The organism is Streptomyces sp. NRRL S-118 (assembly GCF_000716335.1).
Lineage (GTDB): Bacteria > Actinomycetota > Actinomycetes > Streptomycetales > Streptomycetaceae > Streptomyces.
The window spans coordinates 23,499-46,447 of the sequence record NZ_KL591017.1 but is presented as its reverse complement, the minus strand read 5'-3'; the positions used below and the strand labels follow the sequence as shown (position 1 = coordinate 46,447).

Annotated in this window: 22 protein-coding genes; 15 read left to right on the top strand and 7 right to left on the bottom strand. The window is 72.5% G+C overall.

The window, feature by feature from the left end:
- Nucleotides 1-606 (top strand): AAA family ATPase, encoded by a 606-nt coding sequence (locus IH00_RS0125205; protein ID WP_031077354.1) that lies wholly within the window; start codon nucleotides 1-3, stop codon nucleotides 604-606.
- An 88-nt stretch (nucleotides 607-694) separates the two neighbouring features.
- Here IH00_RS0125205 and IH00_RS0125200 read toward each other — a convergent pair whose 3' ends face one another.
- Nucleotides 695-1,789, bottom strand: a complete 1,095-nt coding sequence (locus IH00_RS0125200) for a DUF5937 family protein (RefSeq protein ID WP_031077352.1) — start codon at nucleotides 1,787-1,789, stop codon at nucleotides 695-697.
- Nucleotides 1,790-1,887: 98 nt separating this feature from the next.
- On the opposite strand from IH00_RS0125200, the gene IH00_RS37685 reads away from it, so the two are divergent.
- Entirely contained in the window at nucleotides 1,888-2,076 is a 189-nt protein-coding gene (locus IH00_RS37685; protein ID WP_039947406.1) for a hypothetical protein, read from the top strand.
- Here IH00_RS37685 and IH00_RS0125190 read toward each other — a convergent pair.
- Nucleotides 2,073-3,251 carry a threonine aldolase family protein gene (locus IH00_RS0125190; protein ID WP_052411638.1) on the bottom strand — a complete coding sequence of 393 codons (1,179 nt, stop codon included), beginning with the start codon at nucleotides 3,249-3,251 and terminating at the stop codon, nucleotides 2,073-2,075. The two genes, IH00_RS37685 and IH00_RS0125190, sit on opposite strands and share 4 nt — an antisense overlap.
- Nucleotides 3,252-3,598: 347 nt before the next feature.
- Between IH00_RS0125190 and IH00_RS0125185 the strand changes: the two genes are divergently transcribed.
- The 10 genes from IH00_RS0125185 to IH00_RS0125140 all read left to right on the top strand — a co-directional run bounded on the left by IH00_RS0125185 (nucleotide 3,599) and on the right by IH00_RS0125140 (nucleotide 11,683).
- A complete protein-coding gene (locus IH00_RS0125185; RefSeq protein WP_031077348.1) occupies nucleotides 3,599-4,534 on the top strand; it encodes a Rossmann-like and DUF2520 domain-containing protein in 936 nt (311 codons plus the stop codon).
- Nucleotides 4,531-5,541, top strand: a complete 1,011-nt coding sequence (gene panC / locus IH00_RS0125180) for a pantoate--beta-alanine ligase (protein ID WP_031077346.1) — start codon at nucleotides 4,531-4,533, stop codon at nucleotides 5,539-5,541. Before IH00_RS0125185 ends, panC begins: the two co-directional genes overlap by 4 nt.
- Nucleotides 5,538-7,229 carry an L-aspartate oxidase gene (locus IH00_RS0125175; RefSeq protein WP_031077344.1) on the top strand — a complete coding sequence of 564 codons (1,692 nt, stop codon included), beginning with the start codon at nucleotides 5,538-5,540 and terminating at the stop codon, nucleotides 7,227-7,229. Before panC ends, IH00_RS0125175 begins: the two co-directional genes overlap by 4 nt.
- 2 nt (nucleotides 7,230-7,231) lie before the next feature.
- Complete coding sequence (gene nadC, locus IH00_RS0125170; RefSeq protein ID WP_031077342.1) at nucleotides 7,232-8,254, top strand: carboxylating nicotinate-nucleotide diphosphorylase; 1,023 nt, start codon at nucleotides 7,232-7,234, stop codon at nucleotides 8,252-8,254.
- Nucleotides 8,254-9,060 carry a type III pantothenate kinase gene (locus IH00_RS0125165; protein WP_031077340.1) on the top strand — a complete coding sequence of 269 codons (807 nt, stop codon included), beginning with the start codon at nucleotides 8,254-8,256 and terminating at the stop codon, nucleotides 9,058-9,060. Before nadC ends, IH00_RS0125165 begins: the two co-directional genes overlap by 1 nt.
- A 139-nt stretch (nucleotides 9,061-9,199) precedes the next feature.
- Nucleotides 9,200-9,790: a hypothetical protein gene (locus IH00_RS0125160; protein ID WP_031077339.1), complete on the top strand. Its 591-nt coding sequence runs from the start codon at nucleotides 9,200-9,202 to the stop codon at nucleotides 9,788-9,790.
- Between the two features lie 14 nt (nucleotides 9,791-9,804).
- On the top strand, nucleotides 9,805-9,996 hold the full coding sequence (locus tag IH00_RS0125155; RefSeq protein ID WP_031077338.1) for a hypothetical protein: 192 nt from the start codon (nucleotides 9,805-9,807) through the stop codon (nucleotides 9,994-9,996).
- Between the two features lie 108 nt (nucleotides 9,997-10,104).
- Nucleotides 10,105-10,641 (top strand): BlaI/MecI/CopY family transcriptional regulator, encoded by a 537-nt coding sequence (locus IH00_RS37680; protein ID WP_078887946.1) that lies wholly within the window; start codon nucleotides 10,105-10,107, stop codon nucleotides 10,639-10,641.
- A gap of 9 nt (nucleotides 10,642-10,650) precedes the next feature.
- The gene (locus IH00_RS0125145) at nucleotides 10,651-11,199 is read left to right on the top strand and encodes an amino-acid N-acetyltransferase (protein WP_078887945.1); all 549 of its coding nucleotides are present in this window, start codon (nucleotides 10,651-10,653) and stop codon (nucleotides 11,197-11,199) included.
- 148 nt (nucleotides 11,200-11,347) lie between these two features.
- Nucleotides 11,348-11,683 (top strand): histone-like nucleoid-structuring protein Lsr2, encoded by a 336-nt coding sequence (locus IH00_RS0125140; protein ID WP_031077335.1) that lies wholly within the window; start codon nucleotides 11,348-11,350, stop codon nucleotides 11,681-11,683.
- Here IH00_RS0125140 and IH00_RS0125135 read toward each other — a convergent pair.
- On the bottom strand, nucleotides 11,652-12,269 hold the full coding sequence (locus IH00_RS0125135) for an SCO3374 family protein (RefSeq protein ID WP_031077334.1): 618 nt from the start codon (nucleotides 12,267-12,269) through the stop codon (nucleotides 11,652-11,654). The genes IH00_RS0125140 and IH00_RS0125135 overlap by 32 nt on opposite strands.
- Nucleotides 12,270-12,699: 430 nt before the next feature.
- On the opposite strand from IH00_RS0125135, the gene IH00_RS0125130 reads away from it, so the two are divergent.
- Complete coding sequence (locus IH00_RS0125130) at nucleotides 12,700-15,225, top strand: ATP-dependent Clp protease ATP-binding subunit (RefSeq protein WP_031077332.1); 2,526 nt, start codon at nucleotides 12,700-12,702, stop codon at nucleotides 15,223-15,225.
- Between the two features lie 56 nt (nucleotides 15,226-15,281).
- Here IH00_RS0125130 and dacB read toward each other — a convergent pair whose 3' ends face one another.
- Nucleotides 15,282-16,853, bottom strand: a complete 1,572-nt coding sequence (gene dacB / locus IH00_RS0125125) for a D-alanyl-D-alanine carboxypeptidase/D-alanyl-D-alanine endopeptidase (RefSeq protein WP_052411637.1) — start codon at nucleotides 16,851-16,853, stop codon at nucleotides 15,282-15,284.
- Between the two features lie 531 nt (nucleotides 16,854-17,384).
- On the opposite strand from dacB, the gene IH00_RS0125120 reads away from it, so the two are divergent.
- Nucleotides 17,385-18,089, top strand: coding sequence for a M23 family metallopeptidase (locus tag IH00_RS0125120; RefSeq protein ID WP_031077330.1), 705 nt, complete (start codon nucleotides 17,385-17,387; stop codon nucleotides 18,087-18,089).
- 14 nt (nucleotides 18,090-18,103) lie between these two features.
- Here IH00_RS0125120 and IH00_RS0125115 read toward each other — a convergent pair whose 3' ends face one another.
- A complete protein-coding gene (locus tag IH00_RS0125115; protein ID WP_031077329.1) occupies nucleotides 18,104-18,664 on the bottom strand; it encodes a TetR/AcrR family transcriptional regulator in 561 nt (186 codons plus the stop codon).
- 102 nt (nucleotides 18,665-18,766) lie between these two features.
- Between IH00_RS0125115 and IH00_RS0125110 the strand changes: the two genes are divergently transcribed.
- Entirely contained in the window at nucleotides 18,767-20,410 is a 1,644-nt protein-coding gene (locus IH00_RS0125110) for an MDR family MFS transporter (protein WP_078887944.1), read from the top strand.
- A gap of 486 nt (nucleotides 20,411-20,896) precedes the next feature.
- On the opposite strand, the gene cseC is transcribed toward IH00_RS0125110, so the two are convergent.
- On the bottom strand, nucleotides 20,897-22,243 hold the full coding sequence (gene cseC, locus IH00_RS0125105) for a two-component system sensor histidine kinase CseC (RefSeq protein ID WP_031077327.1): 1,347 nt from the start codon (nucleotides 22,241-22,243) through the stop codon (nucleotides 20,897-20,899).
- Nucleotides 22,240-22,947, bottom strand: a complete 708-nt coding sequence (gene cseB, locus IH00_RS0125100) for a two-component system response regulator CseB (RefSeq protein ID WP_031077326.1) — start codon at nucleotides 22,945-22,947, stop codon at nucleotides 22,240-22,242. The genes cseC and cseB overlap by 4 nt, the downstream gene beginning before the upstream one ends.
- Nucleotides 22,948-22,949: the final 2 nt, after the last annotated feature.

Sequence of the window (22,949 nt, the reverse complement as noted above, 5' to 3'; positions counted from 1 at the left end):
ATGCTGCTCTGGCTCAACGGCCCGTACGGGGGAGGCAAGACGCAGACGGCGTACGAGCTGCGGCGCCGCCTGCCGGGAGCGGTCGTCTGCGACCCCGAGCACGTCGGCTTCGGCCTGCACCGCATGACCCCGAAGCCGCTGCGCGGGGACTTCCAGGACCTGGCCGCCTGGCGGCAGGGTGTGTACGAGGTCCTCGACCTGGTGCTGCGGCGCCACGATGACGGGCCGGTCATCGTGCCGATGACGCTGACGCACCCGGCGTACTTCGCCGAGGTGGTCGGCCGGCTGCGCGACGCGGGACACGACGTCCACCACTTCGCGCTGCTGGCGGAGCGCGGCACCGTGCTGCGGCGGCTGAGGGAGCGGGGCCTGGGGCGCGGGCTGAAGCGGGAGAGCTTCGCGGTGCGCAAGCTGGACGAGTGTCTGGAGCGGCTGGCCGCCCCGGAGTTCGCCCGGCACCTGCGGACGGACCGGCTGACCGTGCCCGAGGTCGCGGACCGGGTCGCGGCAGCGGCCGGGCTGCGGCCGCTGCCCGACACGGACGGGCCGCTGCGGCACCGGCTGCGGCGGATCGGCGTGGGCCTGTCGCACATCCGCTTCGACTGAGGACGGCCCACGCACCCCCGGGGACCGTACGTCCAGAGCCTGTCGTGCGGAACAGGCCGCGCGCCCGGCAGGCTCCGTGCGACACGGCTCAGCGCAGCACCGTCTCCAGGAAGTCGCTGCCGATACGGGCCACGGCGGCCACGTCCAGCTGGTGCAGGACGTACCGGCCGCGGCGGCGCGTGGTGACCAGCTGCGCCTTCTTCAGCACCGCGAGGTGGCGGGAGACCTCCGGCGGCGTGATGCCGTACGACTCGGCCAGCTCGCTGGTGGTGTACGCGGCGCGCGCCAGCTGCCGGCACAGGCGCATCCGCATGGGGTGGGCCAGCGCCTCCATGCGCAGGTGGAGCAGTTCGACGGAGGCGGGGCCCGGCAGCTCGGGCGCGGCGATCGGGTAGTGCACCACGGGGCGCCAGCCCGGCGCGTGCAGCACCCACACATGGGGCCAGCCGAAGCTGGAGGGCACGAACGTCACGCCGCTGCCGGTCGCGGTGGTGCGGCCGTCCGACAGCTTGTCGACCGCGATGCGGCGCCGGCCGTCCTCCTCGTCGAGGCTCACGGCGGGCGAGACCGCGTGCAGCACCTCGGACAGGCCCTTGCGCCGCAGCAGCTCCGTCTTGTGGCGGGCGTCCGCGGCGAGCGCGGGCTGGACGCGCCGCCAGGTGTCGGCGAAGAACGCCCGGTCGCAGTCCTCGAAGAGCCGGCGCAGCCAGGCCCGTACCCCGACGGGATCGCTGAGCAGGCGGCGGGTGAAGTCCAGCTGCCGGGGCCCGCGGTTGGCCGCGAGTTCGAGCGCCCGCTCGGGGCGCACGGGCCCGCCGACCGCGTACTGCGCGGAGCAGGTGAACTCCAGGGCGGCCGCCATGAACCGGTCCTCGTCGAGCCGGTCGAGCAGGTCCAGCTCCTCGGCGAGCGTCGCTCCGGTGCGGCCGTCGCCGCCGCGGATGCCGGCGAACGGCGTCAGGACGTCCGAGAACGTCGTCGTCCACAGGAAGTCCGCCTCCAGCAGCCGGTCGGCGAGATCCGGCTTGAGCGCGGCGGCGGTGGCGGTGGCCCAGCCGTGCAGCCCGGGGTGGTGCCCCGGCTCCGACAGGGCGTGCAACGCCACGCCCAGCTCGGCGAGGGGCGAGGTCTCGAAGACGATGCGCTCGGGCGGCAGTCCGGTGATGTCGATGCTTACGCTCACGCCCCCATGGTGCGGGGTAAGGCGCCGGGCCTCCCGTCATTTGACGTCCCCCGTCAATCGGCGCGCCCGGGCGGGCCGGTGCGCCGACCCTGGAGGACATGAACGCCTTTCACCAGCACCTCCTCGACAGCTACCGCTCGGCGCAGCACGGCACCCCGCCGCCACCGCAGCCGGGCGCCCACGACTGGCGCGCGCTGCGGTCGGTCCGGGACCACCGCCGCCTGCTGAAGGTGCTGCGGGGTGTCCCGGTCCGCGCCGCACGCCCGCGGGGCGGAGTGCCGTCCTAGGCGTGCTGCGCCGGGGACAGGCCCCCGTCCCGGCCGGCGCGCCCGCCGGTCACGCGGGCCATGAAGTCCCGTACCGCCTCCACCACGTCCTCCCGCGACCACTCCAGCCCCGGGGCGGTGACCGAGACCTCCGTGACGGCGACGCCCGGCGGGCCCGCGGGACCGGGGGCGAACCAGGTGCGGAAGAGCGTGACGCCCGTGTCCTCGGCCTGGCGGACGGCGGCCTCCGTCAGGACGTCCGCCTCGTACGGCAGCCAGACCGTGAACTGGTGCGTGTGCGGGGGATCGGGGTGCACCCGGAACCAGGGGGCCGTCTCCGCCAGGCCGTCCCGCAGCGCGGCCGCCACCACGCGCGCGTGGGCCGCGTACGACGGCAGCCGCGGCAGCTCCCGCTCCAGGCCCAGCAGGGCCGCCAGCGCCGCCGGGAACTGCTGGAAGACCTGGCCCCCGTAGCGGTGCCGCCACGCCCGTGCCTCCTCGACCAGCTCCTCGGGACCGGCCAGCGCCGCGCCGGACAGGCCGCCGAGGGACTTGTAGAAGGAGACGTACACGCTGTCCGCCAGGCCCGCGATCTCGGGCAGTTCGCGCCCGAACCAGGGGGCGCATTCCCAGAGCCTCGCGCCGTCGACGTGCACCACCGCATCCCGTTCGCGCGCCGCGTCCACCACGTCCACCAGCTCCTCCCAGGACGGCAGGACGAACCCGGCCTCGCGCAGCGGCAGCTCCAGCATCAGCGTGCCGAAAGGCTCGTCCAGGCCCCGGACCTCGTCGGCGGTGGGCAGCCGGGGCGCCTGCGTCGCGTGGACCGTCCGCAGCCCGCTCACCACGGACAGCGCGTCGCGCTCGTGCTGCACCGGATGGGACTGCGGGTGCAGGGCCACGAGCGGGTTGCCCGTGCGCCCCGCCCAGCACCGCAGGGCGACCTGCTGGGCCATGGTCCCGCTGGGGAAGAACGCCGCGGCCGGGAAGCCCAGCAGCCCGGCCACCCGCCGCTCCAGCGCCTCGACGACGCCGTCGCCGTACATGTCCGCCCGGTCGGTGAGGTCGTGGACGGCCCCGGCGTCCCGCGCGAGCGCGGTCAGCCGTTCGCCCAGCGTCGGCTCGGCGGGCGAGCGCCACAGCACCTTCCCGGAGGCCCGCCACGCGGCCACCCTGCGTGCCTTCGCGGCACTCATGCCGCTCCGCCCGCCGCCATGGTCGTCGTCCCGCACGTCGCCCCCCTCGTCGCGCCGGTCCTCGTCACGGCCCTCGCTCCGGTCGTCGTCCCGGGCGCCCTCCCGGTCTTCACCCCTGTCGTCGCCCCCGTCCTCGTCCCGGACACCGTCCCGGTCCCCCTGCCGGACGCCGTCCCAGCCCTCGTGCCTGCCGTCGGTCTCGTCGTCACGCGCGTCGCTCATCGTCCGATCATCACACCGGCAGTCACCCCCTGTGGACAGTCGGCCAGCGGAGCGAAACGCTGGCGTAGCATGACCAGAAATCGTCCGGTACCCCCCGCGGACTGGAACGGAAGGCCGTCGCCCGCGTGAACGCATCACCACCCCGCCCCGCCCGGCTCACCGTCGGCGTCGTCGGCGCCGGCCGGGTCGGACCCGCCCTCGCCGCGTCCCTGCAGCTCGCCGGGCACCACCCGGTCGCCGTCTCCGGCGTGTCCGACGCGTCCGTGCGGCGCGCCGCCGAGCTTCTGCCCGGCGTGCCGCTCGTACCACCCGCCCAGGTGCTGGAGCGCGCCGAGCTCGTCCTGCTCACCGTCCCCGACGACGTCCTGCCCGGCCTCGTCCAGGGCCTCGCGGAGACCGGAGCCGTACGCCCCGGACAGCTCCTGGTGCACACCTCCGGGCGGTACGGCACGGCCGTGCTGGACCCGGCCCGCCGCGCCGGCGCGCTGCCGCTCGCCCTGCACCCCGTCATGACCTTCACCGGCACGCCCGTCGACGTGCAGCGGCTGGCCGGCTGCTCCTTCGGCGTCACCGCCCCCGAGGAGCTGCGCCTCGCCGCCGAGGCGCTGGTCATCGAGATGGGCGGCGAGCCCGAGTGGATCGCCGAGGAGGCCCGCCCGCTCTACCACGCCGCCCTGGCCCTCGGCGCGAACTACCTGGTCACCCTGGTGGCACAGTCCATGGAGCTGCTCCGCACGGCGGGGGTCGGCGCCCCCGACCGGATGCTCGGCCCGCTGCTGGGCGCCGCCCTCGACAACGCCCTGCGCTCCGGTGACGCCGCCCTGACCGGCCCCGTCGCGCGCGGCGACGCCGGCACGGTCGCCGCGCACGTCGCCGAGCTGCGCAAGCACGCCCCGGCCTGCGTCGCCGGGTACCTCGCCATGGCCCGTACGACCGCGGACCGCGCCCTCGCCCACGGCGTCCTCAAGGCGGAACTCGCGGAGGACCTGCTCGGCGTCCTCGCGGACGGCTCCGCCGGAGCCGACGGCGGCCCCGGCGCGGAAGGAGACAGCAACCGATGAGCCCCGAGTTCGAGCTGATCGAGACGTGCGACGAGCTGGACTACGCCCTGGGGCACTTCGCGCCCCGCGGCCGCACCGCGGTCGTCATGACCATGGGCGCCCTCCACGAAGGCCACGCCGCACTCGTCCGCGCGGCCCGTGCGCACGTCGGCAGGAAGGGCTACGTGCTGGTCACCGTCTTCGTCAACCCGCTCCAGTTCGGCGCGGGCGAGGACCTCGACCGGTATCCCCGCACCCTGGAGGCCGACCTCAAGACCGCCGAGCGCGCCGGCGCCGACGCCGTCTTCGCGCCCTCCGTGGCGGAGGTCTACCCCGGCGGGGAGCCCCAGGTCCGGATCGCCGCCGGCCCCATGGGGGAGCGCCTCGAGGGCGCCTCCCGCCCCGGCCACTTCGACGGCATGCTCACCGTCGTCGCCAAGCTGCTCCACCTCACCCGCCCCGATGTGGCGTTCTTCGGGCAGAAGGACGCCCAGCAGCTCGCCCTGATCCGCCGCATGGCCCGCGACCTGAACTTCCCGGTCGAGATCGTCGGCGTGCCGACGGTCCGCGAGCCCGACGGCCTCGCGCTCTCCAGCCGCAACCGCTACCTGTCGCCGGGCGAGCGCCGTACCGCCCTCGCCCTGTCCGCGGCCCTGTTCGCCGCCCGCGACCGGCTCGCCGCGCAGGCGGCGCTGCGGGCCCGCGCCGCGACCCTGCCCGCCTCCGAGAGCCGAGCCGAGGCGCTGTCCAAGCTGGGCGAGTCCCGCGCCGCGGCCGACGCCCACGCGGTGGCCGCGGCCGGCCCCGGTGGCGCGGACGCGGTTCGGGCGGCGGCCCGCGCGGTACTCGACGAGGCGGCCAAGCAGAATCCGCCCCTCGTCCTCGACTACCTGGCCCTGGTAAACCCGGCCGACTTCACCGAGGTGCCCGACGACCACGCCGGTGAGGCGATCCTCGCGGTCGCCGCGAAGGTCGGCACCACCCGGCTCATCGACAACCTTCCCCTCACCTTCGGAGCGCCCGCATGACCGGCATACGCCTCCAGGCCCCCGCCCCCGGCTGGGCCATCGACGCCGACGTCGTCGTGGTCGGCTCCGGCGTCGCCGGTCTGACCGCCGCCCTGCGCACCGCGGCCGCCGGGCTGCGTACGGTCGTCGTCACCAAGGCCCGCCTGGACGACGGCTCCACGCGCTGGGCCCAGGGCGGCATCGCCGCGGCGCTCGGCGAGGGGGACACGCCCGAGCAGCACCTCGACGACACGCTGGTCGCGGGCGCCGGGCTGTGCGACGAGGAGGCCGTCCGCACCCTGGTCACCGAGGGCCCGGACGCGGTCCGCCGCCTGATCGACACCGGTGCCCGGTTCGACACCGACGACGCCGGCACCATCGAGCTGACCCGCGAGGGCGGACACCACCGCCGCCGCATCGCCCACGCGGGCGGCGACGCCACGGGCGCCGAGATCTCCCGCGCCCTGGTCGACGCGGTCCGGGACCGCGGCGTGCGCACCATCGAGAACGCCCTGGTGCTGGACCTCCTCACCGACGCCGACGGCCGTACGGCGGGCGTGACGCTGCACGTCATGGGCGAGGGCCAGCACGACGGCGTCGGCGCCGTCCACGCGCCCGCGGTCGTCCTCGCCACCGGCGGCATGGGCCAGGTCTTCTCCGCCACCACCAACCCCGCGGTCTCCACCGGCGACGGCGTCGCGCTCGCGCTGCGCGCCGGCGCGGAGGTCAGCGACCTGGAGTTCGTCCAGTTCCACCCGACCGTGCTGTTCCTCGGCCCCGACGCGGAGGGCCAGCAGCCGCTGGTCTCCGAGGCGGTCCGCGGCGAGGGCGCCCACCTGGTCGACGCGGACGGCGTCCGCTTCATGACCGGTCAGCACGAGCTGGCCGAGCTCGCCCCCCGCGACATCGTCGCCAAGGGCATCATGCGCCGCATGCGGGAGCAGGGCGCCCGCCACATGTACCTCGACGCCCGGCACTTCGGCGCCGCGATGTGGGCGTCGCGCTTCCCGACGATCCTCGCCGCCTGCCGCGCCCACGGCATCGACCCGGTGACCGAGCCGATCCCGGTCGCCCCGGCGGCGCACTACGCCTCCGGCGGCGTCCGCACCGATCTGCACGGCCGTACGACGGTGCCCGGCCTGTACGCCTGCGGCGAGGTGGCCTGCACCGGCGTCCACGGCGCCAACCGCCTCGCGTCGAACTCGCTCCTGGAGGGGCTGGTCTTCGCCGAGCGCATCGCCGACGACATCGCCGCGCACACCCCCCGCGAGGCCGGCGCCCCCGCGCCGCACCCCGCCCCCAGCGTCCTGCCGCTGCTGGACCCCGCCTCCCGTACGCACATCCAGCACGTGATGACGCACGGCGCCGGCGTCCTGCGTTCCGCGACCAGCCTCGCCGAGGCCGCCGAGCAGCTCGAAGCCGTGCACGCGACCGCGGTCGCGGGTGAGGACGGCAAGGCCGCCGAGCCCGGCGTCGAGTCCTGGGAGACCACCAACCTGCTGTGCGTCGCCCGCGTCCTCGTCACCGCCGCCCGCCGCCGCGAGGAGACCCGCGGCTGCCACTGGCGCGAGGACCACCCCGACCGCGACGACGCGGCCTGGCGGCGCCACCTCGTCGTACGGCTGCGTCCCGACCGGACTCTGGACGTCCGCCCCACCGACAGCCAAGACTTCCCCCCGACCGTCGCCGACGCCCCCCAGGAGCCGTAACCGTGAGCACGCCCGAAGAACGTCCGGAGCCCGTGGACGTCCCCCTGATCAACATCACCGCACCGGCCGACCAGTCCGGTGGCGGATGCGGTGACGGCTGCGGCTGCGGCGGCGACGACGAGGTGTACGAGTGCGGGCTGGACCCCGCGCTCGCCGCGCTGCTGGTCAACGCCGGCCTCGACCCCGTACTCGTCGAGGACGTGGCGTACCGCGCGATCGAGGAGGACCTGGACGGCGGCGTGGACGTGACGACCGTCGCCACCGTCCCGGCGGACGCCGTGGCCACCGCCGACTTCACCGCCCGGGAGGCGGGCGTCGTCGCGGGCATCCACGTCGCCGAGGCGATCATGTCCGTGGTCTGCACGGAGGAGTTCGCCGTCGAGCGGCACGCCGAGGACGGCGACCGGGTCGAGGCGGGCCAGAAGCTGCTGTCCGTCACCACCCGCACCCGCGACCTGCTCACCGGCGAGCGCAGCGCGCTCAACATCATGTGCCGCCTGTCCGGCATCGCCACCGCCACGCGCGCGTGGGCGGACGCCCTGGAGGGGTACAAGGCGCAGGTCCGCGACACCCGCAAGACGACGCCGGGCCTGCGCGCCCTGGAGAAGTACGCCGTGCGCTGCGGCGGCGGGGTCAACCACCGCATGTCGCTGTCCGACGCCGCGCTGGTCAAGGACAACCACGTGGTCGCGGCCGGCGGCGTCGCGGAGGCCTTCAAGGCGGTGCGCGAGCAGTTCCCCGACGTGCCGATCGAGGTCGAGGTGGACACCCTCCACCAGGTCCGCGAGGTCCTGGAGGCGGGCGCCGACCTGATCCTGCTGGACAACTTCACGCCGGCCGAGACGGAGGAGGCCGTCACGATCGTCGCGGGCCGCGCCGCCCTGGAGTCCTCCGGCCGGCTGACCCTGGAGAACGCGGCCGCGTACGCCGCGACCGGCGTCGACTACCTCGCGGTGGGCGCCCTGACGCACTCCTCCCCGATCCTCGACATCGGCCTCGACCTGCGAGAGGCGGATCAGGGCTGATGCTGCTCACGATCGACGTCGGCAACACCCAGACCGTCCTCGGCCTGTTCGACGGCGAGGAGATCGTCGAGCACTGGCGGATCTCCACGGACCCCCGCCGCACCGCCGACGAGCTGGCCGTGCTCATGCAGGGCCTGATGGGCACGCACCCGCTGCTCGGCGACGAGCTCGGCGACGGCATCGAGGGCATCGCCATCTGTTCGACGGTCCCGTCCGTCCTGCACGAGCTGCGCGAGGTCACCCGCCGCTACTACGGCGACGTCCCGGCCGTCCTGGTCGAGCCCGGCATCAAGACGGGCGTGCCGATCCTCATGGACAACCCCAAGGAGGTCGGCGCGGACCGCATCATCAACGCGGTCGCGGCCGTCGAGCTCTACGGCGGCCCGGCGATCGTGGTCGACTTCGGTACGGCGACGACGTACGACGCGGTCAGCGCGCGCGGCGAGTACGCGGGCGGCGTCATCGCCCCGGGCATCGAGATCTCCGTCGAGGCGCTCGGGGTGCGCGGTGCCCAGCTGCGCAAGATCGAGCTGGCCCGCCCGCGCAGCGTGATCGGCAAGAACACGGTCGAGGCGATGCAGGCCGGCATCGTGTACGGCTTCGCCGGCCAGGTCGACGGCGTCGTCCAGCGCATGAAGCGCGAACTGGTTGGCCCGTCCGGCGACCCCGGCGAGGTCACGGTGATCGCCACGGGCGGCCTGGCCCCGATGGTCCTGGGCGAGGCCAAGGCCATCGACGAGCACGAGCCCTGGCTCACCCTCATCGGTCTGCGGCTGGTCTACGAGCGCAACGTCTCGCGCATGTAGCGGACGGGGGCGCGGCTGCCGCCGGGGTGCCGGGTCCGGCCCGCGCGGCAACGCGCCCACCATTGATCGCTTAAACAAATTTTGTCCGATAAGCACGTATCGTCGGGCCATGCCCACGCCATACGGATCCCGCGGCGGCCTGGCGTTCGGCGCAGATGAGCTGCGTGTGCTCCGACGCGCCCTCGCCCACGCCCTTCACCCGACCCCGCTCGACGACGAGGTCGTCCAGGACTGCCACCGCCTCGCCGGCTCCGTGGACGAGGCGGTCCGCGAGGCCGGACGGCTGCGCGCCTTCCTGCTGGCCGACCTCTCCCGGTACCGGGACGCCCTGCCCGGCTCCGCCACCGGGTACCTGGACCTGCTCCAGGACGCCCTGCTGACCGGCTACGACCCGCGACCCGAGGACCTCGCCGCGCTGCGCGGCCTGCGGCACACCGCGCAGGGCGCCGCGCTCCTGGCCCGCTGCCAGGTGCTGGCCGAGAAGTCCGTACGGGCCCGCCTCGCCGGGCAGCGGACCGGCCCGCCCGCGTGGCCGGCGGCGGCAGGGCCGCGCACCCGGCTGCTCGCGCTGCCGGGCGGCCGCGCCGCCGCCGACCCGCCGAAGCCCAAACCGGGGCCCTCGTCGCCGGACACGCCGCCGGCCGAGCGCCCGGTGCCCAAGCCGTCGGAGGTCTTCCCGCCGCGCCGGCGACCCGCGGCGCCCCCGCCCGAGAAGCGGGCGGCGAGCTAGCTACCCTGGACGCCATGGACTACGTATCCGCGCTCCTGCCCCCGGTGGTGATGGCCGCCTTCTTCATCGGCCTCGTCGTGACGATCGTCAAGAGCCAGGGCGGCCCCAACAAGGCCAAGGAGGACGCGGCCGTCGACGCGGCGCTCTCCCGCGCCGAGGCCACCCGCCAGGCGGACGGCTCCGCCACCCCCGGCACGGCCGGCTGAAGCCGCCCGCACCAAGGGCGTACGACCGCTTACGCGTCGTACGCCCTTTTTGTTACCTTTGATGGGTCAATAGCCAGCTATTCCGACATCCCCCACTATGGTGGCGACGTGCCCCGTCAATTGGGAGAGCTCGAAGACGCCGTCATGACGCGTGTGTGGCAATGGAACCGGCCGGTCACCGTCCGGGAAGTCCTGGAGGATCTCCAGCAGGAACGGTCCATCGCCTACACCACCGTCATGACCGTAATGGACAATCTCCATCAGAAGGGCTGGGTGCGCAGGGAAGTCTCCGGCCGCGCCTATCGATATACCGCGGTCTCCACCCGCGCCGCCTACTCGGCCGCACTGATGAACGAAGCGTGGTCGAAGAGCGACAACCCGGCCGCCGCTCTCGTGGCCTTCTTCGGCATGATGTCGTCCGAGCAGCGCGAGTCGCTGAATGACGCCATCCGCATCGTGCAGCGGGACACCCCGGAAGGGGGCTCCGCGGAGAGCCCCGAAGAGATGCGGGAAGGGGCACGGCAACAGGCCCGCGAAGGGGGCGGAGAACCCCCGCGAGCGGAACAGGAACAGGCCGGAGGAGAAGGCGCCGGCCCCGCGGCGGACCCCGAGGGTGCCGACGGCGAGGCCCGGACCGGACGATAGCGTCCAGCCATGTCGTCGACCGAGCTTCCGTCCCCGCAGCCCAATCCCGCCGCAAAAACCGTGACCGTCCGGCGGGCCCGTACCAGCGATGTGCCCGCCGTCCGCCGCCTGGTCGACCCGTACGTCTCGCGGGGCATCCTGCTCGACAAAGCCACGGTCACGCTTTACGAGGACATCCAGGAGTTCTGGGTCGCGGAACGCGACGAGGACGGCACGGTTGTCGGCTGCGGCGCACTCCACGTGATGTGGGAAGACCTCGCCGAAGTGCGCACTCTCGCGGTGGATCCGCACTTCAAGGGCGCCGGCGTCGGTCATCTGGTGCTGGACAAGTTGCTGGACACCGCCCGCTGGCTCGGTGTCCGCCGGGTATTCTGCCTGACCTTCGAAGTGGACTTCTTCTCGAAGCACGGCTTCGTCGAGATCGGTGAGACGCCGGTCGCCGGAGATGTCTACGCCGAGCTCCTGCGTTCCTATGACGAGGGCGTCGCCGAGTTCCTCGGTCTCGAACGAGTGAAGCCCAACACCTTGGGCAACAGCCGGATGCTTCTGCACCTGTGATCGGCCGATCGCCGGAAGGCGATCCCTATGTCCGAATCGCGTATGTTTCCCGCGTTCCCGGGGTTCCGAACCTCTCCCGGGGGTTTGTGTTTTCCAGGGAAAAGCGGTTTCCTTTCCGCGTACTGCATTTTCGATGAAAGGAAATCCGGTGGCACAGAAGGTTCAGGTCCTTCTTGTTGACGACCTCGACGGTGGCGAGGCGGACGAGACGGTGACGTTCGCTCTGGACGGCAAGACGTACGAGATCGACCTCACCACCGCCAATGCCGACAAGCTCCGCAGCCTGCTCGAGCCGTACACCAAGAGCGGTCGCCGCACCGGTGGCCGGGCCGCGGGCGGCCGTGGCAAGGGACGTGTCGCCACCGGCGGCAGCCCCGACACCGCGAAGATCCGCGCGTGGGCCAAGGAGCAGGGCTACAACGTGAACGACCGGGGCCGCGTCCCCGCCGACATCAAGAAGGCATACGAGGACGCCAACCACTGAGCGCGGCCGCGTCCCGGGCGCTCAGGAGCCGGACCCGGTGGCACGCCGTCGCCGCCGTGTCCACGAGTCGTACGAGACAGGGGGCACCCCCACTGCCCCCGGGAGCCGCACCCGCCGGCCCCGGCCCCGCCGCCAGGGCGGGCAGCGCCGGAAGCGTCGGCTCCACCTCGCGCCCCGGTACGGGGGCGCGCAGCCACACCGCGGCGCCCGGCGAGCCGGATCCGCTCCATCCTGGGGGAACCGGGGCGGAGATCCGGCCGCCCGCGCCCCGCGCGGACAGGTCGAGGGCGATCCCGCCCCATTCCAGCCAGTCGAGCAGCCCCGGCAGCTCCTCCGCGCCGCCCGCGGCGACCAGCATGTGCATCCGGTGACCCTCGACGGCGACGGGCCAGTGCCCGCCCAGGCGCCGTAGTACGGCGTCCCCCGCGGCGACCGGCAGCTCCAACACGTCGAAGCGGAACCCCGTCAGCAGCTCCGCCCGGCCGGAGCCCGCGTCGGCGGCGGCCCAGCCGAGTTCGTGCTCGTACCACCGCGCGGCGTCACCGCCGTCGAGCGGCAGGCGCGGGAGCGGGACGGTGATGGCCATACCCGGGGAACTTCCGAGCCGTCCATGAGGTTACGGAAAGTGCGCCGCTCGTCACCCTATGTGTCCGATCCGGGGACGTCCGGCGGTGTGGGGGTGCGCAAGGGTGTTCGCCCTTAGCTGAGGGAACCCGGGTTCACCGCATGGAGTGTCAGTGCTTACGGGTAAGACATCCCTAGTGGGGAGGGGCGACACGCAGGTCCGGGACGTCTCACGTTCGCCATCGGCGTACTGCCGGTGAGGGTAAGTACCTGGCCTGCGGGAACATCGTCTCGCACCATCGGGTTGGAGCATTTGTCGGCGTTCGGGTCAGGAGGCCAGAGACGGGTGTCGGCAGTTGGAATGAGCGGTCCCCGCTTGCGGGACTAAGCTGCGGAAGGACAGGGAGGGGACCGACCCCTTACTGCCTGACCGCTCTGAGGAGCGATTAACGATGTTCGAGAGGTTCACCGACCGCGCGCGGCGGGTTGTCGTCCTGGCTCAGGAAGAAGCCCGGATGCTCAACCACAACTACATCGGCACCGAGCACATCCTCCTGGGCCTTATCCACGAGGGTGAGGGTGTCGCCGCTAAGGCCCTGGAGAGCCTCGGGATTTCGCTCGAGGCGGTCCGCCAGCAGGTGGAGGAGATCATCGGCCAGGGCCAGCAGGCCCCGTCCGGGCACATCCCCTTCACGCCCCGTGCCAAGAAGGTCCTGGAGCTGTCGCTCCGCGAGGCCCTTCAGCTCGGCCACAACTACATCGGCACCGAGCACATCCTGCTCGGCCTGATCCGCGAGGGCGAGGGCGTCGCCGCCCAGGTCCTCGTGAAGCTGGGCGCCGATCTCAACCGGGTGCGGCAGCAGGTCATCCAGCTGCTCTCCGGCTACCAGGGCAAGGAAGCCGCCACCGCCGGTGGTCCTGCCGAGGGCACCCCCTCGACGTCCCTGGTCCTCGACCAGTTCGGCCGCAACCTCACCCAGGCCGCCCGTGAGTCCAAGCTCGACCCGGTCATCGGGCGCGAGAAGGAGATCGAGCGGGTCATGCAGGTGCTGTCCCGCCGGACCAAGAACAACCCGGTCCTCATCGGCGAGCCCGGCGTCGGCAAGACGGCGGTCGTCGAGGGCCTGGCGCAGGCCATCGTCAAGGGCGAGGTGCCCGAGACCCTCAAGGACAAGCACCTCTACACCCTGGACCTCGGCGCGCTCGTCGCCGGCTCCCGGTACCGCGGTGACTTCGAGGAGCGCCTGAAGAAGGTGCTCAAGGAGATCCGCACCCGCGGCGACATCATCCTGTTCATCGACGAGCTCCACACCCTGGTGGGTGCGGGTGCCGCCGAGGGCGCCATCGACGCCGCCAGCATCCTCAAGCCGATGCTGGCCCGCGGCGAGCTGCAGACCATCGGTGCCACGACGCTCGACGAGTACCGCAAGTACCTGGAGAAGGACGCGGCCCTGGAGCGCCGCTTCCAGCCCATCCAGGTCGCGGAGCCGTCGCTGCCGCACACCATCGAGATCCTCAAGGGTCTGCGCGACCGGTACGAGGCCCACCACCGGGTCTCCATCACCGACGAGGCGCTGGTCCAGGCCGCCACCCTGGCCGACCGGTACATCTCGGACCGCTTCCTGCCGGACAAGGCGATCGACCTGATCGACGAGGCCGGTTCCCGGATGCGCATCCGCCGGATGACCGCGCCGCCGGACCTCCGCGAGTTCGACGAGAAGATCGCGGCCGTCCGCCGGGACAAGGAGTCCGCGATCGACTCCCAGGACTTCGAGAAGGCGGCTTCCCTCCGTGACAAGGAGAAGCAGCTGCTGGCGGCGAAGGCCAAGCGGGAGAAGGAGTGGAAGGCCGGCGACATGGACGTCGTCGCCGAGGTCGACGGCGAGCTGATCGCCGAGGTCCTGGCGACCGCGACCGGCATCCCGGTCTTCAAGCTGACCGAGGAGGAGTCCTCGCGTCTGCTCCGCATGGAGGACGAGCTCCACAAGCGCGTCATCGGCCAGAAGGACGCCATCAAGGCACTCTCCCAGGCGATCCGGCGTACGCGTGCGGGTCTGAAGGACCCGAAGCGCCCCGGTGGCTCGTTCATCTTCGCCGGCCCGTCCGGTGTCGGTAAGACCGAGCTGTCCAAGACGCTCGCCGAATTCCTCTTCGGCGACGAGGACGCGATGATCTCCCTCGACATGTCGGAGTTCAGCGAGAAGCACACGGTTTCCCGTCTCTTCGGTTCCCCGCCCGGATACGTGGGTTACGAAGAGGGCGGCCAGCTCACCGAGAAGGTGCGCCGCAAGCCGTTCTCCGTCGTCCTCTTCGACGAGGTCGAGAAGGCCCACCCCGATATCTTCAATTCCCTTCTCCAGATCCTGGAGGACGGTCGCCTGACCGACTCCCAGGGCCGGGTCGTGGACTTCAAGAACACGGTCATCATCATGACGACCAACCTCGGGACCCGGGACATCTCGAAGGGCTTCAACCTGGGCTTCGCGGCACAGGGCGACGTCAAGACCGGTTACGAGCGGATGAAGGCGAAGGTCAACGAAGAGCTCAAGCAGCACTTCCGGCCCGAGTTCCTCAACCGCGTCGACGACACGGTCGTCTTCCACCAGCTCAGCCAGGAAGACATCATCCAGATCGTCGACCTGATGATCGCCAAGGTGGACGAGCGTCTGAAGGACCGCGACATGGGCATCGAGCTCAGCGGTGACGCCAAGAAGCTCCTGGCGAAGAAGGGCTACGACCCGGTCCTGGGCGCCCGGCCGCTGCGCCGGACGATCCAGCGCGAGATCGAGGACGTGCTGTCGGAGAAGATCCTCTTCGGCGAGCTGCGCCCCGGTCACATCGTGGTCGTGGACACCGAGGGCGAGGGTGAGGAGAAGAAGTTCACCTTCCGCGGCGAGGAGAAGTCGGCGCTGCCCGACGTCCCCCCGATCGAGCAGGCGGCCGGCGGCCCCGGCCCGAACCTCTCGAAGGACGCGTAAGCGACACCGCGTGCTGAAGGGGCTGTCCCGTCCGGGGCAGCCCCTTCGCCGTGCCCTCAGCAGGTAGCCGGCTTGCGCCAGGAGCATTCGAGGGCTGCGGGCACCTCCGGCGCCCGCAGGCGCTCCGGAGCCACCGCGGTGACCGTGCCCGCGGCCGTGTCGGAGCGGGCCAGCGTCACCACGATCGCGTCCTCGATGCCCTTCACGGAGGCCGCGAGGTAGTTGTTGAGGACGATCGCGTAGACGAGGCGGCGGCCGCCCGCGTCGGTGACGTACCCGGAGAGCGCCGAGGCGCCGGTGAGCGAGCCGGTCTTGGCGCGGGCGTTCAGGGCGGCGGGGGTGCCGCACATCCGGGTGCGCAGCGTGCCGCCCGTGGCGCGGTCGGGGCCGCAGGCGACCGGGAGGGACGCGTACCAGTCGTCGTACCAGGGCGCTTCCTGGACGGCGAGGAGCAGGCGGGCGAGCTGGGCGGCGGGGAAGAGGTTCATCCGGGACAGCCCGGAGCCGTCGACCTGCCGGATCACGTCCGGCTCCACGTCTTGCGTCTTCAGGTACGCGCCGATGGCGGCCAGCCCCGCGCTCCAGGTCCCGCGGCCGGACGTCTCGTACCCGATGGTCTTGGTCAGCGCCTCGGCGTGCATGTTGTTCGACAGCTTCATGAACGGGCGCAGGAGATCCCGCAGCGGCATGGAGGTGTGCGTGGCCACGACCCGTGCGGCGGCGGGGGTGCGCTCGCCCGTGCGGGGCGGGGCGGCGACGCGTACGCCGCGGGCGGCCAGGGCGTCGGCGAAGACGGCGGTGGCGTACCCGGTGGGCTCCTGGACGCTGATCCACTCCTTGACGGCGGGGGCGGCGAGGGGCAGCTCGCCGCTGATCACGATGGTGTTCGTGCCGTGCTCGCGCTCGACCGCCAGGGTGCCGGGCAGGCCTGCGGGGACGGTGGTGGCGCGGTTGTCGATGCGGACGTGGCGGGTCGCCGGGGTGAGGGTCACGCGCGGTGCGGCGCCCGCCTCGGCCGCCGGGGCGGCCTCCACGACGACGGTGCCGGAGTCGTAGTCGGTGTCGGGGGCGAGGGTGAGCGGTGAGATCGGCGCCGCGTAGTACGACGACTCGTCGTCGGCGGCCCAGGAACGGCCCAGCCGCCGGGTGTCGAAGCGGGTGTCGTCGGCGATGATCCGGCCGGTCACCCGGCGGATCCCCGCGGCTGCGACCCCGGCGGCCAGCGCGTCGTAGTCCTTGGCGAGGGTGGTGGGGTCGCCCGTCCCGCGCAGGTACAGGTCCCCGTGCAGGACGCCTCCCTTCGGACGGGCGGTGGACAGCACTTCCGTACGGAAGCGGTAGCCCGGCCCGAGCAACTCCATCGCGGCCGCCGAGGTCACGAGCTTGGTGTTGGAGGCGGGCATCAGCCGGTCGTCGCCGTCGCGCCGGTAGAGCGTCTCCCCGGTCCGGGCGTCGGCGACGACGACGCTCGCGGCGCCGCCGTCGAGCCGGGGGTCGCTGAGGATGGTGTCGACGGCCCCTTTGAGGCCGGTGTCGGAGGGGCCCGCCCCGGCGGGCAGGCTGCTCGCCCCGAGGAGTCCGGCGAGGCCGAGGGCGAGGGCGGTCACGCGCATCACGTGTCTGCTCATGGTGGGGAGCATGGCGGAGGGCCGGGGGGCTGGGAAGGAGGCATGAGGGAGGGAAAAGGGGCGTGTACCGGTCGCCCGGGTGAGCTGTCGGCGGAGTCTCCGTTTCCCGCACTTCCGTTCCCTTCGGCCCGAGTGAGGCGCCGGGAGGGGCCCCGGCCCGTGACAAGCCGCACAGGCGATTTGTGCGGTACTAGCCGGATTAGTGCAGTGCGCGGGGCGGCGACGCCCGCCCCGGGCGGGGTCGGCCGGGGAAGCGGGCGGGCGGCGCCGGGGGAGGCCCGGAAAGTGGCCGGAGAAACCCCAGGCCAGAGGCGCCCCCAGATGGACAAACCTTACTTTCTAAGGACATTTCGGACCTGCGCCCTGGGATGACGGGCGGCGTCAAGAGTCCAGGTCACACCCTGAGTGCTACGACGACATGTCGTAGATGGGTGGTTTGAGGCGAGATGGGTGGGCGGGTTACCAAGGATGAGCACTCGCCCGGCGCAACCACTCGCGTCGGGTCCGTTCTTGCCCGGAGGTCTTCCCCGTATGTCGAAGCGCATCAACCCCGCCCGTAACGCCGCCGTCGCCCTCGCTGCCGCCGGCATGGGAGCGACGATGGTGTTCGGAGCCGGTGCTGCGTTCGCCGCCCCGGGGCAGGCGGCGCCCGCCATGGACACCGCGGCCGCCGTCGCCGCGCAGGCCCAGTCCCAGACCGAGGCCGCCCAGAAGGCGGCGAAGGCCGCCCAGGCCGCCCAGGTCGCCGCTGCTGCGAAGAAGGCCGCTGCGGCCGAGAAGGCCGCGGCGAAGAAGGCCGCCGCCAAGAAGTCGGTGTCCTCCTGGGTCAAGCCGGTCGGCGGTTACACGCTGACCGCGTCCTTCAACCAGGGCGGCGCCATGTGGTCCCACAAGCACTCCGGCCAGGACTTCGCCGTGCCGGTCGGCACCCCGGTCAAGGCCGCGCACTCCGGTGTCGTCGTGAAGGCCGGCCCGAACGGCGGCGGCGACGGTCCCGCGTACGGCAACGCCGTCGTCATCAAGCACGCCAACGGCACCTACTCGCAGTACGCCCACCTGTCCAAGATCAACGTGGGCATCGGCAAGGCGGTGAAGACCGGCCAGGTCATCGCCAAGTCCGGCAACACCGGCAACTCGTCCGGCCCCCACCTGCACTTCGAGATCCGTACGACCCCGAACTACGGCTCGGCGGTCAACCCGGCGGCGTTCCTGCGCTCCGAGGGCGTCACCATCTGACGCTCCCCGAGGGGTTACGAGCGGGCCTGATGGGCCTGCGTCACCAGATCGATGGCGACTTCGAGGACGGCTGCGCGCTTCTCCTCGGGGTCGCCTTCGACGTTGTGGATGAAGAACATGCCCGCGTGCATGGTGAAGAGCGCGCTGGTGCACCGCATCCGGTCCGTCATGCTGAACCCCGGCTCCTGCACGAGCTTGAGCAGCGTGAGCATGCGCCTCTTGAACGTCTCGCCGATGCTCAGGTCCCGCACCGTGGCCTGGTTCTCCTGCATGAAGCGGAAGAGCGGGGCCGCCCCCAGCAGTGCCGCGTGGTAGCGGCGCAGGATCTCCTTCTTGGTCTCCAGGGTGCGCGGCTGGGCGGCGGCCCAGTCGATCAGCTCGTCGATCGGTCGCGTCAGGTCCCGGAAGAGGCTGATGACGATGTCTTCCTTGGTCTTGAAGTGGTAGTACAGCGCCGCCTTCGTGACGTCCAGGCGCTCCGCGATCTCGCGGAGCGAGGTCTTCTCGTAGCCCTGCTCGGCGAAGAGTTCGATGGCCACGTCCTGGATGCGCTGACGCGTGTTGCCTCTGGCCATGATCGGTCCTCTCCCAGCAAAACTTACTTGACGCCCGGCTAGTAGCCCTCTACCGTCTCCAGTGTAGTGAACTAGCCGGGCGGCAAGTAAGTGGAGTTTGGTATGACGGTGTCCGACATAGGACCGCAGGAGGCGCCGCACGAGCCGCGCGTCCGCAGTGTCCGCGTGGTGCTGCTCGCTCTGATGATCGCGATGCTGCTGGCCATGCTGGACAACATGATCATCGGTACGGCGATGCCGACGATCGTCGGCGAGCTCGGCGGCCTGGAGCACCTGTCGTGGGTGGTCACCTCGTACACCCTGGCCACCGCCGCCTCCACGCCCATCTGGGGCAAGCTCGGCGACCTCTACGGCCGCAAGGGCATCTTCCTCACCTCGATCGTGATCTTCCTGATCGGCTCCGCACTGAGCGGCATGGCCCAGGACATGGGTCAGCTCATCGGCTTCCGGGCCGTGCAGGGCCTCGGCGCCGGCGGTCTGATGGTCGGCGTCATGGCGATCATCGGAGACCTGATCCCGCCGCGGGAACGCGGCAAGTACCAGGGCATGATGGCCGGCGTCATGGCCCTCGCCATGATCGGCGGACCGCTGGTCGGCGGCACCATCACCGACCACTGGGGCTGGCGCTGGTCCTTCTACATCAACCTGCCGCTGGGCGCGGTCGCGCTCGCGATGGTCACCGCCGTCCTGCACCTGCCGAAGCGGGAACGCGACCGCGAGACGCGCATCGACTACCTCGGCGCCGCGCTGCTGACGGTCGGCATCACCGCCATCGTGCTGGTCACCACCTGGGGCGGTACGGAGTACGACTGGGACTCCGCCGTGATCATGGAGCTGATCGCGATCGGCGTCGCCGCCCTCGCCGGGTTCCTCTTCGTGGAGCGGCGGGCGGCCGAGCCGATCGTGCCGCTGCACATCTTCCGCAGCCGGAACTTCTCGGTGATGTCGGTGCTCGGCTTCCTGATCGGCTTCGTGATGTTCGGCGCCACCCTCTTCCTGCCGCTGTACCAGCAGGCCGTGCAGGGCGCCTCCGCCACCAACTCCGGTCTGCTGCTCACGCCCCTGATGCTCGGCATGATGCTGGTGTCGCTGATCGCCGGCCGCGTCACCACGAGCACCGGCAAGTACCGGATGTTCCCCATCCTGGGCGGCGCGCTCATGGTCGTCGGGCTCTTCCTGCTCTCGCAGATGGACATCGACACCACACGGGTCACCTCCGCCGTCTACATGGCGATCCTCGGTGCTGGCCTGGGCTGCCTGCTGCAGACGACCATGCTGGTCTCGCAGAGCAGCGTCGAGATGAAGGACATGGGCGTCGCCTCGTCCTCGGCGACCCTGTTCCGCACGCTCGGCATGTCCTTCGGCGTGGCCATCATGGGCGCGCTGTTCACCGACCGGGTGCAGGAGGAGATGCTGGCGCGCGGCGGCGGCGCCGCCACGGCGCAGTCCGCCCAGCTGGACGCGGCGAGCCTGGCGAAGCTGCCCGAGGCCGCACGTGAGGCGTACCAGTACGCGGTGGTCTCCGGCACGCACGCGGCCTTCCTGCTCGGTACGGGGGTCGCGGTCCTCAGCTTCCTGGTCGCCTTCTTCGTCAAGGAGATCCCGCTGAAGGGCGCGGCGCCCGACGACTCCGGTGCCGGCTCCGGCCAGGACGCCGGTCCGGACTCCCCTCCGCCGGCCCAGCACGACGGCGACGGTTCCGCCCGGACCGGCGCCGACCCGAAACCCGCTCCCACCCGAGCCTGACGGCACGGGCCCGCTGGCAGGGGGCCCGAGGGTGAGAGGACCGGGCCGTGACGGTGCGCCGGGCAGTACGGCTCTGACGCCGGGCGCACGACGGTACGGCTCCGACGGTACGGGCCCGGTGCTACGGGCCCGACCGTACGGAACCGACGCCACGGCCCCGCCCGGCCGCTCGACCGCTTTGCCCTACATCCCCCGGGGGCGAACCGGTCAGCGGCCGGGCCATTTTCGTGTGCGGGACCTCGGGGGGCCGGGGCGCGGGCGGGGGTGCTGGCTCAGGTGTCGGGGCCCGGGGCGGGGCCGGGGTGCGGGTGCGGGGGTGCGGGCCAGGTGCGGCCGGCGCGCTGGCCCGGGCGTCCGGGCAGCCGCGGCGGGTGCGGGTGCGGGTGCGGGCGTCCGGGCGGTGTGGCCGGGGTGTGGGCTCAGGTGGCCGTGCCAGGTGTGGTCGGCCGGCGCGCGGGCCCGGCGTCCGGGCCCGGGCGTCCGGGCTCAGGCGTCCGGGAACTGGATCATCGGGAAGCTGCCCGTGGCCGTCGGCGCGTGCTCCGGGAGCCAGAGCACCGCGATCGCGCCGCCCGCACCCGGTGCCGTGCCTTCCGGGGCGGCGTTGCGGAAGGTGAGCCGGGCGCCGAGCACGCGGGCCTGGCCCGCCGCGATCGTCAGCCCCAGCCCGTGGCCGTGGCCCGCGCGGTCGCTCGCGCCCGTGCGGAACCGGCTCGGGCCCTCGCGCAGCAACTCCTCGGGGAAGCCGGGCCCGTGGTCGCGCACCCGCAGCACACGTCCCTCCACCGTGACCTCGACCGGCGGCTTGCCGTGCTTGGCGGCGTTGGCGAGCAGGTTGCCCAGGATCCGCTCCAGCCGGCGCGGATCGGTGTTCACCCACGACTCGTGCACCACGCGCACGTCCACCGCCGGGTCCAGCACCCGCACCCGCCGGCTGACGAACTCGCCGAGCGCGATCTCCTGCAGCTCGGCCCGCTCCGACGCGCTGTCGAGCCGCGCCACCTCCAGCACGTCCTCGACGAGCGTGCGCATCGCCTGCGCCCGGTCCCGTACCAGCTCGCTCGGCCGTCCCGGCGGCAGCAGCTCCGCCGCGGTGAGCAGCCCGGTCACCGGCGTGCGCAGCTCGTGCGCGATGTCGGCGGTGACCCGGCGCTCGGCCTCGATCCGCTCGCCCAGCGCGTCGGTCAGCGCGTCCACCGCCCGCGCCAGCTCATCCGTCTCGTCCCGTACGACACCGCCGATGGCGTCCCGGACCCGGACCTCCGTGTTGCCCTGGGCGACCTTCCCGGCGGCGGTGGCGGCCTTGCGCAGCCGACGCGAGAGCTGCCCGCCGATCAGCACGCCGAGCGCGCACCCGCCGAAGACCACCGACACCGAGCCCACGACCAGCGCCTGGTCCAGGTCCTTCATGATCGTGGTGGAGCGGTCGGCGAACCGGGTGTGCAGCGACAGCACATCGCCGTTGGCCAGCGGCACCGCGGCCCAGACGTCGGGCGCCCCGGACTCCCGCTCCTGCACGTACGTCCCGCGCCGCCGCTCCCGCATCAGCGCGTCCAGCTCCGACGGCAGCGCCGGGTCGTTGAGCTTCGTGCCGAACCGCGGCTCGCCCTTCGGCTTGCCCCCCTCGTACAGCCGCTGCGCGAACAGCAGCCGCTCCATCTGCACCTCACGCGCGTTCTCCAGCATCGAGACACGGGCGGCGTTGTGGACGACGAGGCTGAGCGCGGCGGCGATCAGGGCGCCGACGGCCGCGATGGCGATGGAGATCTTCCAGCGGACGCCGGTGCGCAGGGCCGGCCGGCCGCGTCGCTCCCGAGGAGCGGACCGCTTCATGCCTTGAGCTTGTAGCCGAAGCCCCGGACCGTCTCGATCCGGTCCTGGCCGATCTTCGTCCGCAGCCGCTGCACGTGGACGTCCACGACCCGCGTGTCCCCGCCCCACCCGTAGTCCCACACGCGCTCCAGCAGCTTGTCGCGCGAGAGCACGGTCCCCGGCGCCGACGAGAACTCCAGCAGCAGCCGCATCTCCGTCGGCGTGAGCGCCACCGGCGCGCCGCCCCTGCGCACTTCCATGCCCTCGGTGTCGATCTCCAGGTCCCCGAAGGACAGCGCGCCGCCGTCCGGCCCGCCCTGCTGCGCGCCGTCGCCCGTGCCGCCCGCCCCGCTCGCGTGCCCGAAGCGGCGCAGCACCGCCCGGATCCGCGCCATCAGCACCGCCCCGTCGAACGGCTTGGTCACGTAGTCGTCGGCACCCGCCTCCAGGCCGAGCACCACGTCGATCGAGTCGGCCCGCGCCGACAGCATGATCACCGGGACGGTCGACTCGTCGCGGATCCGCCGGCACAGGCTCACGCCGTCCATGCCGGGCAGCATGACGTCGAGCAGCGCGATGTCCGGCCGCTGCGCACGGAACGACTCCAGCCCGGACAGGCCGTCCGGCATGGCGGTCACCGTGAAGCCGTCGCGCTCCAGGGCGAGCTGCGTGGCCTCACGGATGACGTCGTCGTCCTCGACGAACAGGACATGGGTCTCGGCCATCC

Coding starts and splice junctions, on each gene's coding strand:
- IH00_RS0125205 (WP_031077354.1), top strand. CDS start 1: ATGCTGCTCTGGCTCAACGGCCCGTACGGGGGAGGCAAGACGCAGACG.
- IH00_RS37685 (WP_039947406.1), top strand. CDS start 1,888: ATGAACGCCTTTCACCAGCACCTCCTCGACAGCTACCGCTCGGCGCAG.
- IH00_RS0125190 (WP_052411638.1), bottom strand. CDS start 3,251: ATGAGTGCCGCGAAGGCACGCAGGGTGGCCGCGTGGCGGGCCTCCGGG.
- panC (WP_031077346.1), top strand. CDS start 4,531: ATGAGCCCCGAGTTCGAGCTGATCGAGACGTGCGACGAGCTGGACTAC.
- IH00_RS0125175 (WP_031077344.1), top strand. CDS start 5,538: ATGACCGGCATACGCCTCCAGGCCCCCGCCCCCGGCTGGGCCATCGAC.
- IH00_RS0125165 (WP_031077340.1), top strand. CDS start 8,254: ATGCTGCTCACGATCGACGTCGGCAACACCCAGACCGTCCTCGGCCTG.
- IH00_RS0125155 (WP_031077338.1), top strand. CDS start 9,805: ATGGACTACGTATCCGCGCTCCTGCCCCCGGTGGTGATGGCCGCCTTC.
- IH00_RS0125145 (WP_078887945.1), top strand. CDS start 10,651: ATGTCGTCGACCGAGCTTCCGTCCCCGCAGCCCAATCCCGCCGCAAAA.
- IH00_RS0125135 (WP_031077334.1), bottom strand. CDS start 12,269: ATGGCCATCACCGTCCCGCTCCCGCGCCTGCCGCTCGACGGCGGTGAC.
- IH00_RS0125130 (WP_031077332.1), top strand. CDS start 12,700: ATGTTCGAGAGGTTCACCGACCGCGCGCGGCGGGTTGTCGTCCTGGCT.
- dacB (WP_052411637.1), bottom strand. CDS start 16,853: ATGAGCAGACACGTGATGCGCGTGACCGCCCTCGCCCTCGGCCTCGCC.
- IH00_RS0125120 (WP_031077330.1), top strand. CDS start 17,385: ATGTCGAAGCGCATCAACCCCGCCCGTAACGCCGCCGTCGCCCTCGCT.
- IH00_RS0125115 (WP_031077329.1), bottom strand. CDS start 18,664: ATGGCCAGAGGCAACACGCGTCAGCGCATCCAGGACGTGGCCATCGAA.
- IH00_RS0125110 (WP_078887944.1), top strand. CDS start 18,767: ATGACGGTGTCCGACATAGGACCGCAGGAGGCGCCGCACGAGCCGCGC.
- cseC (WP_031077327.1), bottom strand. CDS start 22,243: ATGAAGCGGTCCGCTCCTCGGGAGCGACGCGGCCGGCCGGCCCTGCGC.
- cseB (WP_031077326.1), bottom strand. CDS start 22,947: ATGGCCGAGACCCATGTCCTGTTCGTCGAGGACGACGACGTCATCCGT.